This window comes from Alkalihalobacillus sp. MEB130 (assembly GCF_032335535.1).
In the GTDB taxonomy this organism is placed as follows: Bacteria; Bacillota; Bacilli; order Bacillales; family Bacillaceae_D; genus Halalkalibacter.
On record NZ_JAOANA010000019.1, the window covers coordinates 1 to 16,145 of the forward strand.

At 40.4% G+C, this 16,145-nt stretch carries 16 protein-coding genes; 5 read left to right on the forward strand and 11 right to left on the reverse strand.

Translation table 11 applies throughout. The features are described 5' to 3' along the window. The 7 genes from N0O92_RS17355 to nadB all read right to left on the reverse strand — a co-directional run. Window positions 1–222: hypothetical protein (locus tag N0O92_RS17355; RefSeq protein ID WP_315615929.1), on the reverse strand; the 222-nt coding region annotated here is incomplete at its 3' end. Between the two features lie 284 nt (window positions 223–506). Next, window positions 507–1,085, reverse strand: coding sequence for a BofC C-terminal domain-containing protein (locus N0O92_RS17360; protein ID WP_315615930.1), 579 nt, complete (start codon window positions 1,083–1,085; stop codon window positions 507–509). Window positions 1,086–1,238: 153 nt separating this feature from the next. Next, on the reverse strand, window positions 1,239–2,510 hold the full coding sequence (locus N0O92_RS17365) for a YhcN/YlaJ family sporulation lipoprotein (RefSeq protein WP_315615931.1): 1,272 nt from the start codon (window positions 2,508–2,510) through the stop codon (window positions 1,239–1,241). A 140-nt stretch (window positions 2,511–2,650) separates the two neighbouring features. Then, complete coding sequence (safA, locus tag N0O92_RS17370; RefSeq protein ID WP_315615932.1) at window positions 2,651–3,847, reverse strand: SafA/ExsA family spore coat assembly protein; 1,197 nt, start codon at window positions 3,845–3,847, stop codon at window positions 2,651–2,653. A gap of 177 nt (window positions 3,848–4,024) precedes the next feature. Next, a complete protein-coding gene (gene nadA, locus N0O92_RS17375; RefSeq protein ID WP_315615933.1) occupies window positions 4,025–5,131 on the reverse strand; it encodes a quinolinate synthase NadA in 1,107 nt (368 codons plus the stop codon). Beyond that, window positions 5,132–5,971: a carboxylating nicotinate-nucleotide diphosphorylase gene (gene nadC / locus N0O92_RS17380; RefSeq protein ID WP_315615934.1), complete on the reverse strand. Its 840-nt coding sequence runs from the start codon at window positions 5,969–5,971 to the stop codon at window positions 5,132–5,134. Window positions 5,972–5,982: 11 nt separating this feature from the next. Further along, on the reverse strand, window positions 5,983–7,560 hold the full coding sequence (gene nadB, locus N0O92_RS17385) for an L-aspartate oxidase (RefSeq protein WP_315615935.1): 1,578 nt from the start codon (window positions 7,558–7,560) through the stop codon (window positions 5,983–5,985). Between the two features lie 124 nt (window positions 7,561–7,684). Between nadB and N0O92_RS17390 the strand changes: the two genes are divergently transcribed. Both N0O92_RS17390 and N0O92_RS17395 read left to right on the forward strand, forming a co-directional pair. Then, window positions 7,685–8,824 (forward strand): cysteine desulfurase family protein, encoded by a 1,140-nt coding sequence (locus N0O92_RS17390; protein WP_315615936.1) that lies wholly within the window; start codon window positions 7,685–7,687, stop codon window positions 8,822–8,824. Next, the gene (locus N0O92_RS17395) at window positions 8,811–9,353 is read left to right on the forward strand and encodes a transcription repressor NadR (protein ID WP_315615937.1); all 543 of its coding nucleotides are present in this window, start codon (window positions 8,811–8,813) and stop codon (window positions 9,351–9,353) included. Before N0O92_RS17390 ends, N0O92_RS17395 begins: the two co-directional genes overlap by 14 nt. 385 nt (window positions 9,354–9,738) lie before the next feature. On the opposite strand, the gene pheA is transcribed toward N0O92_RS17395, so the two are convergent. The 4 genes from pheA to N0O92_RS17415 all read right to left on the reverse strand — a co-directional run bounded on the left by pheA (window position 9,739) and on the right by N0O92_RS17415 (window position 13,033). Beyond that, a complete protein-coding gene (pheA, locus tag N0O92_RS17400) occupies window positions 9,739–10,602 on the reverse strand; it encodes a prephenate dehydratase (protein ID WP_315615938.1) in 864 nt (287 codons plus the stop codon). Between the two features lie 16 nt (window positions 10,603–10,618). Continuing rightward, window positions 10,619–11,065 (reverse strand): ACT domain-containing protein, encoded by a 447-nt coding sequence (locus N0O92_RS17405; RefSeq protein WP_315615939.1) that lies wholly within the window; start codon window positions 11,063–11,065, stop codon window positions 10,619–10,621. Window positions 11,066–11,202: 137 nt separating this feature from the next. Then, a complete protein-coding gene (gene obgE / locus N0O92_RS17410) occupies window positions 11,203–12,486 on the reverse strand; it encodes a GTPase ObgE (RefSeq protein WP_315615940.1) in 1,284 nt (427 codons plus the stop codon). A gap of 13 nt (window positions 12,487–12,499) precedes the next feature. Beyond that, window positions 12,500–13,033, reverse strand: a complete 534-nt coding sequence (locus tag N0O92_RS17415) for a Spo0B C-terminal domain-containing protein (RefSeq protein WP_315615941.1) — start codon at window positions 13,031–13,033, stop codon at window positions 12,500–12,502. 266 nt (window positions 13,034–13,299) lie between these two features. Here N0O92_RS17415 and N0O92_RS17420 point away from each other — a divergent pair, with 266 nt between their 5' ends. Genes N0O92_RS17420 through N0O92_RS17430 form a run of 3 tightly spaced genes read left to right on the forward strand, consistent with a single transcriptional unit; the run spans window position 13,300 to window position 15,869 of the window. Beyond that, on the forward strand, window positions 13,300–14,145 hold the full coding sequence (locus N0O92_RS17420; protein ID WP_315615942.1) for an ABC transporter ATP-binding protein: 846 nt from the start codon (window positions 13,300–13,302) through the stop codon (window positions 14,143–14,145). Then, on the forward strand, window positions 14,078–14,833 hold the full coding sequence (locus tag N0O92_RS17425; RefSeq protein WP_315615943.1) for an ABC transporter permease: 756 nt from the start codon (window positions 14,078–14,080) through the stop codon (window positions 14,831–14,833). The genes N0O92_RS17420 and N0O92_RS17425 overlap by 68 nt, the downstream gene beginning before the upstream one ends. Before the next feature lie 28 nt (window positions 14,834–14,861). Next, on the forward strand, window positions 14,862–15,869 hold the full coding sequence (locus tag N0O92_RS17430) for an aliphatic sulfonate ABC transporter substrate-binding protein (protein ID WP_315615944.1): 1,008 nt from the start codon (window positions 14,862–14,864) through the stop codon (window positions 15,867–15,869). The last annotated feature ends 276 nt before the right edge of the window (window positions 15,870–16,145 follow it).

Sequence of the window (16,145 nt, forward strand, 5' to 3'; positions counted from 1 at the left end):
CCTTTTTGCTTTGACTCTATGCGCTGCGCGGAGCCGATGCCTTCTTTTAAAGCCGAAAGGAATGCCCTTCTCCTTTCGGCGCGCATCGTGCGGAGCCAGCGCCACGTTCCAGTCAAAGCAAAAAGGTCGCTTTTTCCCTTTTTGCTTTGACTCTATGCGCTGCGCGGAGCCGATGCCTTCTTTTAAAGCCGAAAGGAGTGCCCTTCTCCTTTCGGCGCGCATCGCGCGGAGCCAGCGCCACGTTCCGATCAAAGCAAAAAGGTTGGTTTTTACCTTTTTGCTTTGACTCTATGCGCTGCGCGGAGCTGATGCCTTCTTTTCAAGCCGTAAGGAGTGCTTTTCTCCTTACGGCGCGCATCGTGCGGAGCCAGCGCCACGTTCCGATCAAAGCAAAAAGGTTGGTTTTTACCTTTTTGCTTTGACTCTATGCGCTGCGCGGAGCCGATGCCCCCTTCACTCATCGAACTAAAACCAGGTGGTTTCAGAGGAAACCACCTGGTTAGTTCTCACAATTGAGCTGATTTATATTGTCCAAAAACTTGTAATACTTCTTCGTAATGTTTGAGGTCCTGAACAGGAATTCCTTTTCTTAACTCGATATGTTGTTGACTTTTTAATTTAGCCGTATCTAACTGAAAAAAGGATTGAATGACTCTCTCTTCATTTGGACTTCCTTCATAAATGGAAAGGATTCCTTCTTCTGTTATGCCAAAATAACCGTTAACCTTTAATAGTGGAGAAATATCATTTACTTCTTTTCTAAAAATCATTTCATTTTGATTTTGATCGATGAGAGTCCAGTCTTCGTATAAAGCCCAAAAATCTTCCATAGACCAGATGGTTTCTTGAATGCGTTCTTGACTCTTCTCTCCATCTAAATACACTCTCTCCAAAGTAATATTTAATGTTTGCGGTCCCATAACTTCAAAAGCTTCCGCCTGTTCATTTTTTCCACCACTTATTTCCTTTGTTTGACTTCCTTCAATTACAGCCGTATTCCATAACAAGAAACCAAATGCAATTAAGGCTAAACTTATTATAAAGGAGTAAATATGTTTTCGCTGAGTTTGTCTCACCTGTGTCATCAGCTTTTCACCACCATGATTAAATAGTCAAGAAACTTCCATCTTAGGCTAATGTTGCCCACTTTTGGAAGAAAACATGCGTTATTTTTATGTATTTCAATAAGTTTTCGCATGTAAAAAAACAGTGGAGAAAAATCTCCACTGTTTTAATTCTTAGCGAGAACGTTCAAACGGACGCTGAGCGGCACGCCCTAGATCTTGAAGCATATCTGTAAAAGTTGCTCCAACTTCTTCAAAAGCTGCACCGGTTCTTAGCTCATTATCCATTGTACGAATTCGACCAACTGCATCCGAATCGGTTACGACTCGTACATTTTTACCATCCGCTAATCCATTAACCGTATCTTCTACTTGTTTTTTCACTTTCTTCATATCACCATCAGATGTAATACCAACAACAACATCGTCATCATGAACAATGACACGAGCGTCATCAACACCATCTACACGCTCAATTCGCTCTGTTAGGCGTTGAACGGTTTTACCATCATAGTCTTTGTGGTAATTTCCTGTACCTTGACCATGGTGAACTCCCGTACGGTTCTCACGGCCTGCTGTATTCATACGATTCGGTGTACGTGTACCTTGATTAACATTTCCACGATCACGAGCTTCTAAGTTCATAGCTCCTTGTCCTTGACGACGGTGACCATGAGTAGCATCCAAAGCACCTGTTCCACGACGAGCTCTTCCTCTTAAGATTCCGTCTTCATCAACCATTCCTGGGCGGTTTCCGCCAGTTAAGCCAGGACGGTGAGTATCTGTTCCTTGACGACCAGTGATTCCTTGCGCACCTTGGGTTCCAAACATACCCGTATTTGTTCCAAAGTTATCGCGACCAGTATTCGTGTAACCAACACCACGATCATTCCCCGTACCACGAGTTTGGAAGTTATTTAAATGTGTTCGACCTTGTCCAGTTCCTTGTCCTCCAAATAATCCACCACGTGTTCCAGTTTGACCGGCTCCTTGTCCGCCGAATAATCCACCACCGGCTCCAGCTCCACGTCCATCCATGGTTCCAGCACCTTGGCCTCCAAATAATCCACCACGCGTTCCAGTTTGACCGGCACCTTGTCCGCCAAATAGTCCACCTTGGTTACCTGCGTCTCTATTGAATAGTTGCGTTTGACCAGTCGCTCCACGACCAGTTGCCAACCCTTCTCCATGACCTTGTCCGGCTGCTCCACGAGTTGTTCCTTGTCCTACAGTACCGCCACGATGATAGTCAGGAGTCATCATATCTGTAATTGGCCCTTCACCTCTGTGACGACCATCAATCGCTCCTCCACCACGCATATCTTGTGCTTGGATACCTGTTTGTTGATTTGCTCCCATGTCTGTTGCTTGGTTATCTGCACCACATCCAGCAAGCCCACCTAGAAGCATCGTTGCTGTTGCTACTGACATTGCGATTTTTTTCATTTTTTAATTCCCCCTTTCACCAATTATGTTGGCTAATCAAAGGTCTCTTTACACTGTTACATCTTGGTTAGCATTCCATAACAAAAAAAACGCCTGCTATGAAGAAACATAACAGGGCGTTTTTCATCTAGTTTTGCTAATTAATCATCATAATCATCTGTTTCAAGATAGCCTTGCACATACGGCTCTTGCGGATAATCTTGCATAGATACTAATTGGCCATTCGGTCCATAAGTAATCGGTCGCGAAGGTCCACAACAATCTTGAGAATTACCAAATGGTTGCTGAAAAGATTGTGGCATTGGTTGCTGATGCATCGGTTGTTGGTGCATCGGCTGTTGGTGCATTGGTTGGTGGTGCATCGGTTGGTGGTGCATCGGCTGTTGGTGCATCATCGGTTGATCGTGCATTGGTTGGTGATGCATTGGTTGCTGTTGCGGGTAATAAGGCATCGATCCATGCGTTGGCATAAAAGATGATTCTGGATAAAATGGCATTTGCTCGTGTGATGGTTGCATCGGCATCGGATGTTGATGATATGGTTGCATCATTGGTTGATCAGAAGGTGATGTTGATGGACCACATCCTGGCATTAATGGACTAACCGGTTGCATCATTGGTTGACTAAAAGGCTTGGTTGGGCCACACCCTGGCATTAATGGACTGACCGGTTGCATTGGTGGACAAGGATCTGGTTTAGGTTGATACATTTGTGGTTGCATTTGTGGTTGAATCTGTGGTGGCATTGGCATCTGCATTGGCTTTTGCATTGGCATTGGTTTTTGCATTGGTTGCTTAGGTGCAAAATGTTTAGGTGTAACATCTTTTTTTATAGGTTTTACCTGTTCTTTCGGTTTTACCATTTCCTTTTTAGGAGCTTCTTTTTTTGGTGCTACTTTTTTTGGAGCTTCTTTTTTCGTTACAGGTGGTTTTTGAACGGCTGGCATTTCTTTTTTAGGTTTCACCTGTGGCTTATAAAAATTAATATTTGTTTCATACGTATTAAAATCCACTTTTGTTTTTTGCTTTGGCTGTACCACTTGTTGTGGCATCTTTGGCATTTGTGGCATTGGCATCGGAGCTGGTTTTGGCGCTTCTTTCTTCTGTACCGGCATTTCTTTTTTAGGTTGCTCTTTTATTGGTGCTTGTTGAGGAGCCATTTGTGCCTCTTTCTTTACCGGTACACTGCCTGTTGGTACTTTAATCTTCATTCCTGGCATAATCATATCTGGATTAGACAACTGAGTGTTTGCTGCCTTTAGCTGTTCAAAATCAACCCCGTATTTCTCTGCTAATTTCCAAAGTGTGTCACCTTTTTGGACAATATGAATTTTCACGTTTTCATTCCCTCCTCTTACCGTTCGTTACATCGTATGTCGCCTTAGGCGAATTGACACGAAACTTTACCTATAGAACAGAATAAAAATAAGAAAAATCCTAGTATTTCAAGGGTCTCAGCACAGCTTATGTCGGAAAAAATAGGTTTATGCCTACTTAAAAAGAAAAAACCCATCCTAAGATGGGCGATCGAGCATGCGTTTTAATGCCAAGTTTCCTGCTTCTGTCGTTTGTTTATCAACCGTTATTTGAAAATGAGGTCTTCCTTCGACAATCTCTTCAAGAGACCAAAGTAAGTGATCTAAATCAATCCGATTCATCGTTAAACAAGGACACATAGTGGAATTTAAAGAAAAGACCTCTTTATCAGGAAACTGCTGTGCAAGTCGATTTACTAAATTCATTTCTGTTCCTACTGCCCAGGATGTACCAGGTTCAGCCTGTCTAATGGTTTCTATAATAAAGTGCGTAGATCCATTAAGGTCAGCAGCCTGAACTACATCAAACGTACATTCAGGATGAACAATGATAGTCGTTTGAGGAGATGTTTTTCTTAATCCTTCAATTTGTACAACCGTAAACTTTTCATGAACAGAACAGTGACCTTTCCATAAAATCACTTTCGTTTCTTCCATTGGTCCCTCACAAATTAGTTCACGTGATATCGGATCCCAAACAGCCATTTCCTCTAGTTTAATACCTAAATCATACGCCGTATTACGCCCTAAATGTTGATCCGGTAAAAATAGCAGTCTTTCCTTCTGACTAAAAGCCCACCGAACCATTGCTTTGGCATTAGATGATGTTACAGTTGCCCCACCGTTTCTTCCACAGAATGCTTTAATGGCCGCTGTGCTATTGACATACGTTAAAGGTAATATCGTATCTCCAAATAGCTTTTGAAGTTCAGTCCAGGCATGTTCTGTTTGATTAATATCAGCCATATCTGCCATTGAACAGCCAGCTTTTAAGTCAGGCAGGATCACTCGTTGCTTATCTGTTGTTAACATATCAGCCGTTTCTGCCATAAAATGAACTCCACAAAATACAATATATTCCGCGTCCCGGTTCGCTTTGGACAGTTGCGCTAGTTGTAAAGAATCTCCTGTAGTATCAGCAAATTCAATTACTTCATCTCGCTGATAGTGATGGCCAGGAATAAATAAGCGTTTGCCCAATTGCTGTTTAATTGCAGCGATTCTTTCTCTTTTCTCATTCACGGACATGTCTCGGTACCGCTCTGGAATACGATCTAATGTTGCTACTTTTTCAAGGAAATTCATCTAGATACCCTCCTCTAATAAAAAGCTAATATCAACTGCTTTAACTGAATGCGTTAAACACCCTAACGAAATATAATCGACTCCGGTACCACGGAAAGTAGCAAGATTTTCTAAAGTAATTCCGCCTGAAGCCTCCGTTATAATTGAATCTGGTACAAGTGTCATATAGTGTGTAATCTCAGATGGAGATGCATTATCAAACATAATGACATCTACTTTTGCATCAACGGCTTCTTTCACTTCCTGTTCATTTGTTGTTTCTACTTCAATTTTTACCATATGGCCAACTTGCCTTCGAACGGTATCAACAGCTTTCTTAATCCCTCCACCAGCAAGCAAATGGTTCTCTTTCAACATGACAGCATCGCTTAATCCACGTCGATGATTAAAGCCTCCACCACATCGTACTGCGTATTTTTCAAACATCCTCAAGCCAGGTGTTGTTTTTCTTGTATCACAAATTCTAATCGTATCATCATTAATTGTTCTAATAGCTGAATTAGTCATCGTTGCAATTCCTGACATCCGTTGAAGCAAATTAAGCAAAACTCTTTCTCCAGCTAAAAGCGAAATTACGTTTCCTTCTAAAAGAGCAATGTTCTCTCCCTTTTCGAAGAATTCACCATCCTTTTTATTGAATTGGACAGAAATCCCCGAATCTAACAAATCATATCCTACTCGTAATAGATCGATTCCTGCCATGATTCCATTCTCTTTGGCTACAATTTTCGCTTTACCTTGTGCATTGGGTGAAATGGCTGTTTGACTAGACACATCTAATTCACCAAGGTCTTCAATGAAAAACTGTTCTAGCTGTTTTTTTACAATTAACGTATTCACTTCTACTCCCCCTACATCGTTTCTATAAATAACGGACTAACGATCTTCCTTCTCTCATTTACAACAAATCCATGTTCTTTTGTAATGGAAATGGAACGCCCTAACCAGTTCTGATCGTCTCTCTTACGATAATCTAATCGATAATGACCGCCCCTGCTTTCTGTTCTAAGAAGAGCTGCCTCCGTAATCAAAGCTGCAACGACAATCATATTTTTACATTCAACGTCATTTCGTGAGTCGGACGCTTGAACTTTATTAGCGAAAGACAAGAAAGGTTCTAACCAACGCTTCATTTCCATAAGGCCATTCAAACTACGCTCAATTCCAACAAGCCTTGTCATTTTTGCTTGAATTTCTTTCTTATTAGGCATTTGTAGGTAAATAGGAGCGTCAGGCAATTCATCATCTTGCTCTAAATAAATGAAATGTGTTTTAGGTTGAATTGCCGTTATTTGTTTTGCTACTTCCTCTGCAAATACAAGCCCTTCTAATAGAGAATTGCTTGCCAAACGATTGGCACCATGAACACCCGTACAAGCTACCTCACCCACAGCATATAATCCCTTTAGTGACGTTCTTCCGAAGCAATCCGTTTCAACACCACCACTTATAAAATGTGCTCCAGGTACGACAGACAAAGGAGTCTCTAATGGATTAATCCCTTGCTGCTGACAGCGCTTTGATAATCCAGGAAAACGCCGGTTAAAATCATGAATGCCTCTACAGTCCAAAAAAACGTCCTTTCCGGTTTGAATACATCTGTGAATTTCCCTGCTAACGATATCTCTAGACTCTAGTTCTTTTTGCTGATAATCATTCATAATACGGTTACCACGCTCGTCAATTAATGTTGCCCCTTCTCCACGAACCGCTTCACTAATCAGTCCACAAGTCACTGAATTAACCTTTAATAAAGTTGGATGAAATTGGACAAATTCCAAATCACTTAATGTTGCTCCTGCTCGATAAGCTAACGCCAATCCATCTCCTGTTGACTCTACAACGTTTGATGTATGTTCATACACCTGACCTATCCCACCCGTTGCTAGAACAGTAGATTTTGCATAAATGCATTCTGTTTCTGTTTGAACTCCAATAACTCGATCTTTTTTGGAAAGCAAGTTCGTGATCATCGTATGTTCACGTATTTCAACCCGATGTAAAACAGCGTTAATTAAAGCGGTCGTAAATGCTTGACCTGTTTGATCTCCATTCACGTGTACAATTCGCCTTTTCTGATGGGCTCCTTCCATTCCTAAAACAATTGATCCATCTTCAGCTTTATCAAAAGGTACTCCTAGTTGCTCTAAAAACTGAACAATAGCTGGAGCGCGTTTTACTAACATTTCAACACTTTCTACATTGTGGTGATTTTGTCCAGCTTTAATCGTATCACTCATGTGTTTTCCCCAATGATCATCAGGGCTTAAGGCTGCAGCCATTCCTCCCTGAGCACAGCTTGAGTTACTAATAGGAAGACTTGACTTTGTGATAATCATCACATTCATATGATCAGCTAACAAATGTGCAGTCATAAGACCCGCAATTCCGCTTCCAATGATGATAACATCGACCGCCTTATTCGCCATCTCCATTCCCCCAAGTAATTTACAGTTGTCTTGTCACCTATCTTTACATAAAATAAGAGTTGTGACAAGCGCTTTTTTTTGATTAAATAGGGAATTAATGGAGAGTAGAGGAGGAACTTATTTCATGATTTATTTTGATTATAGTGCGACAACACCTATGTCCTCTATTGCTCTTGAAACATACAATCGTGTTGCTACCGATTTTTTTGCAAATAGTCGAAGTCTTCATAACAACGGATTAGAAAGTGAGGACATTCTTTCTCTTAGTCGATCGACCATTGCAGAAATCCTTAATGTGAGCGATACTGAAATTTTTTTTACGGGATCAGGGTCAGAAGCAACTTTTTTAGCATTAACAGGATTAGCTTTTTCTCATCAACACAAAGGGAAAACGATCATTACAACAGAAGGAGAACACCATTCTGTTCTTCAAGCACTGAATTATTTAAAAAAATTTGGCTTTACTATTTTATTTGTTCCGGTTAATCAATATGGACAAGTCTCGGCAGCTGAATTAGAGGCTACCCTCACACCAGACACCATCCTCGTTTCCATTGCTCATGCCAATAGCGAAATTGGAACCATTCAGGACTTGCAAGCTCTAGGTGATATATTAAATAAATATGAAATCCTATTTCATAGTGACTGTGTTCAAACATTTGGGAAAATCCCCATCCCTACTGAAGTGTTAACAAGTCTAAGTGTTACAGCTCATAAATGCTATGGTCCAAAGGGAGTCGGGGCAGCGTATATAGACAAGAAAATCCCTTGGACGCCATTTTTGAATGGAACAACCCATGAATTCGGTTTTAGAGCTGGAACAGTCAATGTCCCTGGCATTGCAGCCTTCGCAGCTGCGGTAGAAGAGTATGTTCCACATGCATCATCTGATATGAGAAAATGTCATGATTTACGTCAACTATTTATGAATGAATTTAATCATAACGACCATCTCGTTTTTGAAGGACACCCTACCGAACGCCTTCCGTTTCATATAAGTTTACGAATGAAAGGAATTGAAGGACAATTAGCTATGCTCGAATTGAATCGTTTGGGATTTGCCGTTTCAACTGGGTCTGCTTGCCGAGTTGGAGAAAGTGCCCCTCCTCGAACATTGATGAGCATAGGACGAGAAAAACATGAAGCACATGAGCTTATACGAATCACATTTGGTCGATGGACAACAGAGGAAGAAGTGTTGTTGCTTATTAAAGCATGGAAACAAATATTGTTAGATTTGAAGGGATATGATGAGAGTGAATGACGGAAAAAAAATATTAGGTGATAAAAGAAGAGAACTCATTGTTGAATGGTTATCAACTAGCTATCAGCCTTTAACGGGTGGCGAGTTAGCCAAGCGTTCAAATGTTAGTAGACAAGTGATTGTTCAAGATATTTCAATATTAAAAGCAAAAAAACATCCAATTATTGCGACAGCACAAGGGTATATTTACTCAAAACAAAATCTACCTCCTAAAGTTAATCGAATTATTGCTTGCAAACACTCACCAGCAGAAACGAAAGATGAATTATTTGTACTAGTTGATCACGGTGTGACAGTCCAACAAGTGATTGTCGAACATGCCATTTATGGAGAGATAACCGCTTCGCTCATGTTATCAACTCGTCTAGATGTTGAATCATTCTGTCAAAAAGTTGAACATACTCAATCGTCTTTATTGTCCGAATTAACGGATGGTGTCCACTTGCATGTATTAGAGGCGGAGCAAGAAAGTCAACTTAATGCAGCCATTCACGTATTAAATGAGAGAGGTTTTATTTTGCAAGACTAGAGCCAAACACCCCTGCCAAAATCGGGCAGGGGTAAAAGATTAAAGGCGAAGCCACTGAAAAAGTGCTCGTTTATTTCGGACTTGAAAAGGAGCTTCGACCCGCTCCCGGGATGGGGGGCACGCTTTCCGCAGGCGGGCGTTGAACTAACCGGCTGCGCCGGTGGATTTCAACCTGCCCTTCCCTCCTGCAGGAGTCGGCCCTCCCATCCCGTCCGCTCTGTTGAGAGAAAAATAGAAATTCCCTACTCCCAACGATCAAAAATAATAGGAGAAATAGCGTAACACCCCTGCCAAAACCGGGCTGTATAAAAACATGGGAACCAGAGAAGTTCGCTCTGGTTCCTTTGCTAAAAAGACCTGCCAAAAACAGGCAGGTCTTTTTAGCTTATACATTCGCTTCTTTTCTAGCTAGTGTGTAGCATGGATAGCTGCCTAAGATTTCAACACCACAGCCGAGTGCTTTGATTTCAGAGGCCACTCCTGGGATTAAGACGTCATCCATTGCACCTTCTACGTCAATAATGAAAAAGTAATTTCCTAGTCCCGTTTTTGTTGGTCTGGATTCGATCTTTTTTAAGTTTAATTTTCTCCATGCGAATGCTGAAAGGACTTGATGGAGTGCTCCTGAGTAATCAGAAGGCAATGTCACCATGATCGTTGTTTTTTCTTCTGTAAATGCAGCGCCTTTGAATTCAACTTCCATTGGTTCTTTGCTTAATACAACAAAGCTGGTTCCATTGTTATCAAAGTCATGGATATTCGAGTGAGCCATTTTCAATTCATACTCATTTGCTGCAATTTCATTGGCGATCGCTGCAATATTTAATTCTGGATGTTTTTTCACATATTCTGCAGCTGCACCGGTTGAATTCATGTATTCCCACTCTGCATTCGGATAGTACTTTTGAAGAAACTCATGACACTGAGCAATCGCGTGTGGATGTGAGACTACTTTATCAAGTTCATTTCCTTCCTTGTTCGGATGAACTAGTAGATGTTGTTCAATCGGAACGGTTATCCCACCAATAATGGGAAGTCTTTGTTTGTGAATTAGATAATCTAACGTCATATTCACAGAACCTTCAATGGCATTTTCAATTGGGACAACCGCTACCGTTACTTCTGTATTAGCTACAGCGTCCATACAAGCCGGTATCGTTCGATAAGGGAGAAAATCTCCTTTTTCAAACAAACCTCTAGCCGCCATTTCCGTAAATGTTCCTCTTGGACCTAGAAATCCTATCTTCATGTTTTGATGCTCCTTCCTATGAACCAGTTCCAACTAGTTCGACCTTTTCTACTGCATCTAACCCTTCAAGCCAGTCCATCAGCTCATCTAAATCCAGTTTCATCGGAGCTGTATCAATGGACAGCGTCAAATGAGCTCTTCCTCGCAAAGGAATGGTTTGATTGATCGTTAATACGTTCGCACCAGTTTCTGCCACCTTACCTAGTAATTGAGAAAGGGAACCAGATCGATCAACTAATAAAATGGACAGCGTAATAATTTTCTCTTTTACTACTTTATGAAAAGGAAATATTCCATCTTTATATTTATAAAAAGCACTACGACTCAGACCTACTTTATTGACCGCTTCATTAATTTTCTTTACTTTCCCTAGTTCTAGTAGTTCTTTTGCTGCTAACGTTTTCTCCATAGCTTCTGTTAGCATATCCTCACGCACAAGATAAAATGATTTTCGTGATGTCATCTATCGTATTCACCTTCTTTCAACGAAGAGCTATGTTTCATTATAAAATTGACAAAACTTTTTGACAACAAAAATATGTCTTTTAACAGAGAAAAACTGTCTCTTCGATAGAGACAGTTTTCTTCATTCTGTTGCTTTTAATCGATAAATTCAAATTCAAATTTCATAATTCTTACTAAATCGCCATCTTTGGCGCCTCTTTCGCGTAGCGCGTTGTCAACTCCCATGCCACGCATTTGTCTTGCAAAACGTCTGATTGATTCATCTCTTGAAAAGTCAGTCATTTTAAATAAACGTTCAAGTTCAGCACCTGATAAAACAAAGGTTCCGTCATCATCTCTCGTAATAACAAATGGAACTTCGGCTTTTTCATGACGATAAACAACACGAGTTGACTCTTCTGTTTCTTCGTGAAGAGGAAATTCAGGTGTTTCCTCGATTTTATCTGCAATTGTAATCAACAGATCTCTCAACCCTTTTTTCGTAATCGCAGAAATAGGGAAGATCGGGTATTCACCATTTAGCTTTTCTGTAAACACCTTTAAATTTTCCTCGGAATCAGGCATATCCATCTTATTGGCCACGACAATTTGCGGTCTTTCTAATAAGCGCAAGTTATATTGCTTAAGCTCATCGTTAATTTTTAGAAAGTCTTCGTAAGGGTCACGACCTTCTAATGCTGACATATCAATAACGTGGACAATGACTCTTGTTCGCTCAATATGACGTAAAAATTGATGACCAAGGCCTACTCCTTCATGAGCTCCTTCAATTAATCCAGGTAAGTCAGCCATAACGAAGCTTCGGTTATCCTCTGTCTCTACAACACCTAAATTAGGAGTAATCGTTGTAAAGTGATAATCAGCAATTTTGGGTTTTGCTGCAGACACAACAGAGAGAAGGGTAGATTTGCCGACACTTGGGAATCCAACTAACCCAACATCTGCAAGTACTTTCAATTCAAGTACTACATCTCTTTCTTGCCCTGGTTCACCGTTCTCGGCAATATCTGGTGCTGGATTGACTGGCGTCGCAAATCGAGTATTTCCTCTGCCACCACGACCACCTTTCGCTATTACCGCACGTTGTCCATGTTCAGTCAAATCAGCTATAATTTGGCCTGTTGCATCATCAACCACGGTTGTCCCAGGAGGAACTTTGACAATCATATCTTCTGAATTTTTTCCGTGTTGGTTTTTGGGTCTTCCGTGCTCTCCCCTTTGAGCTTTAAAATGCCGTTTATAACGGAAGTCCATCAGTGTTCGTAAGCCCTCTTCTACTTCAAAGACGACACTTGCACCTCGACCACCATCTCCACCAGCAGGTCCTCCATCTGGAACGTACTTCTCTCTTCGGTAAGAGACTTGTCCATTGCCACCGTCTCCACCTTTTACATAAACTTTCACCTTATCTACAAACATCTTCTCTTTCACCTCAACTTCTCATAAACCTAGCGACTAGTACACATTCAGAATGATCTAACGCCACTAACTCTATGTCCGGCTCCCATTCATTCACAATTTCAAGCCAGTCTTTTTCTTCGGATTGTAATGCACCTTGAAAATCAAATGTTATTTTACATTCATTATCTCCAAATAAAAATGTAATTAGTAGATGATTTTCTGATTCTATAGAACTTCTTTCCGATAGTTTCTCCGTAATTTGCTCACATAATCGCAGCATCCGAACTTCGTCTTTTTTTAGTGAAAAAACATCACCCGCGACGTCTATTTCTAACTTCATTTTACTGCTGAACCAATTATACGTTAAAAGAAAATACACAACACTAGTTGCTTGTATTTCTGAAATTTTGCTCTCACAAATCGATTGTTGTGTCACTTGTTCAATAATTTCTTCTATTCGATCATATCGTTTAAGTGCTAAATTCCCTTTTATTAACTGCATAACGTTCAACCAATCATGACGTGTTTGCCTAAGCGCCTTTAAAACATCTAATTGGTTATCCATTTCAGTCTCTCCCTTTTTTCCTTCCTAAATAAAATAAAGAATCGCTCTGTTCATTACATGGATTATCTTACCACAAAGTGCCGACTAGAAGCCATGTCGACTTAAATCGTCATAATTTGTTACAACCGATTTCAATCCTTACTTTCCAAATCGGACATGCCTATAAAACAATTGACAGATCGAGAAGATCTTCATATACTAAGTTAAGTTAAAACCAACTAAAATGATATGAATTGTAAAGAAATTCCTTGGTAAGGAGGGGTACGATGTCTGACGTGAAAATTGCAAGTGTTGGAAAAACATTCGAAAATAAACAAGAGCAAACATCATATACAGTTTTTGATAACATTGACTTACATGTAAAATCAGGCGAATTTGTTTCATTATTAGGTCCATCTGGTTGCGGCAAATCAACACTATTAAATATCATTGCTGGATTAGATCAAGCAAGCACAGGATCCGTTTTAGTAGGAGAGCGAAAAGTTACTGGACCTGGTGTCGACCGCGGCGTGGTCTTTCAAGAAGCCGCTCTTATGCCTTGGATGACGGTTCTCGACAATGTGATGTTCGGGATAAAAAAGCGTTACAGTAAAAAGGAAGCAAAAGAAAAAGCGATTGAGTACCTCAAACTTGTCCATTTAAGTAAATTTGTTGATTCTTATCCACACGAACTATCTGGTGGAATGAAACAGCGTGTGTCGATTGCACGTGCTTTAGCAATGGATCCTGAGGTTCTCTTAATGGATGAACCATTTGGTGCTTTAGATGAACAGACGCGTTCTATGCTTCATAAAGAAGTTCAATATATTTGGGAACAAACAGGGAAAACCATTATTTTTGTTACCCATAACATTCGTGAATCTATTTTACTATCAGATCGAATTGTTCTTATGGGGGTAAGACCTGGTGGCATTATCAATGTGTTTGATGTTCCTCTTGCCCGTCCTAGAAAGCCCTCAGATGAAGCATTTGCTTCATTAGAAGAAAAGATAAGCAAGCAACTAGCCGGGGAAATTGAGAAAGTGATGAAGGAGGAAATGGGTGATGATTACAATAGTCAGAAGGCTACTCTTCTTTACAGCTCTCATCGCGATATGGGAGATCATATATAGACTTGATGCCTTTGGTACTAGAATGTTCCCTTCTCCCCTCCTCTCATTTGTAGAGTTGTATAAAGGTTTTTTTGAGACAGGGATTTTAACTGTTGCTTTAACAACAAGTTTAGGTCGAATCGGCCTAGGTTTTGCTCTAGCTGTTATCATTGGCTCAATTCTTGGAATTATATTAGCTACTTCTAAAATAGCCGATGAAACACTAGGATCGCTTGTTGTTGCCCTGCAGTCAGTACCAAGTATCGTTTGGCTTCCTTTAGCCTTAGTCATGTTCCAAGGAGGAACGACGGCCATTCTTTTTGTTATCGTGCTTGGTGGAACGTGGCCGATGACAATGAATGTAAGGATGGGAATTAAAAATGTACAGCCTCTTCTCATTCGAGCTGCACGAACGATGGGTTACAAAGGCTATGAATTAATTTGGAAAGTCATGATTCCGGCGTCTATCCCTTCTGCTCTAACAGGTGTGCGTTTATCGTGGGCATTCGGTTGGCGTGCGCTAATGGCTGCAGAGCTCCTTGGTAGAGGCGGATTAGGTCGCACACTTCTTGATGCTCGTGACTTCTTTAATATGGAACTTGTTATTGCCATTATGATTATCATTGCCGTTATTGGCTTAATTGTTGAATATTGCATCTTCAATCCAATTGAACGAAAAGTTCTTAGCCGTTGGGGCTATGCAAAATAAAAAAGATAATATAAAGGGAGAGAGTAGAATGAAAAAATGGTTAAAAGCTACTGGTATTGCTTTAGCGCTTAGTGCATTAACTGCTTGTGGTGCTGGTAGTACAACTGGTTCAGATTCAGATAGTGACGTTCGTATTGGGTACTTTCCAAATCTGGATCACGCTGCTGCTATTATTGGTAAAGAAAAAGGATACTTTGATGCTGAATTAGGTGAAAGAGGTGCCGAGTACACTCATTTCCCTAATGGAAATGATTTTATTGAAGCCCTTGAAACAGGTACTCTTGATATTGGTTATGTTGGACCAGGTCCAGCTATTAACTACTTCTTAACAGGTGGAGACATTGTCGTTCTTGGAGCTGCCGCTAATGGTGCAACGCTCATTGTTTCTCGTGAAGATTCTGGAATTGAAACTCTTGAAGATTTTGGTGGTAAGTCTTTCTGTACTCCTGGAAATGGTTGTACACATAATGTTCAGCTAGAAATGATGCTAAAAGAAATTGGTCTTGAATCAAACCGTGTTGGTGGAACAGTCGAACATCAATCACGTATTGCTCCTGCGAACATGGTTGCTATGTTTGAACAAGGTCAAATCGATGCAGCTGCAGCACCCGAGCCTTGGGGAACATACCTAGTAGAAGAGCTTAATGCAAATGTTGTTACAGAATGGAACAATGTCTTCCTTGGGGAAGAACTAGCAAGTGTAGTTGTCGTTACATCTAAACGTTTCTTAGAAGAAAACCCAGAAGCTGTTGATGCTGTATTACGTGGGCATAAGCAAGCCGTTGCTTACACACAAGAAAATACAGAAGACACACTAGCAACTATTAATGATCACCTTTTTGACTTAACACAAAATCGTTTACCTGAAACGGTTCTTGAAAAAGCGTGGACTCGTATGGCTGTTACAACAGAAACACATCCTGAAGCACTTCAAGCTTGGGCTGATGCATCTTATGAATTAAAGTTTATGGATAAAGATCCAGATCTTACTGGCTTTGTTGATACATCTCGTTTGGATGCTATTTTAAATCAATAAAAATTCAACCGCTCAGATCCTGTCGGAACTGAGCGGTTTTTGTCTGTTGTCAACTCAATTTTAAAATAGGCAAAAAAAGTTCACATTTTATGTTTACAAGTTACCAAACATTGGATATAATTCCTTATGAAAGTAAATTTGAGAGCAAAGGAGGTTGAACACAATGATGATTACACGATTAGTAACACCTAACTTATCTTCATATATCATGCGTTCAATACCTGCTAGCCTCAAACTAGAAGTTTATTAATTTCTATTTGGAAGCTAATGATGACA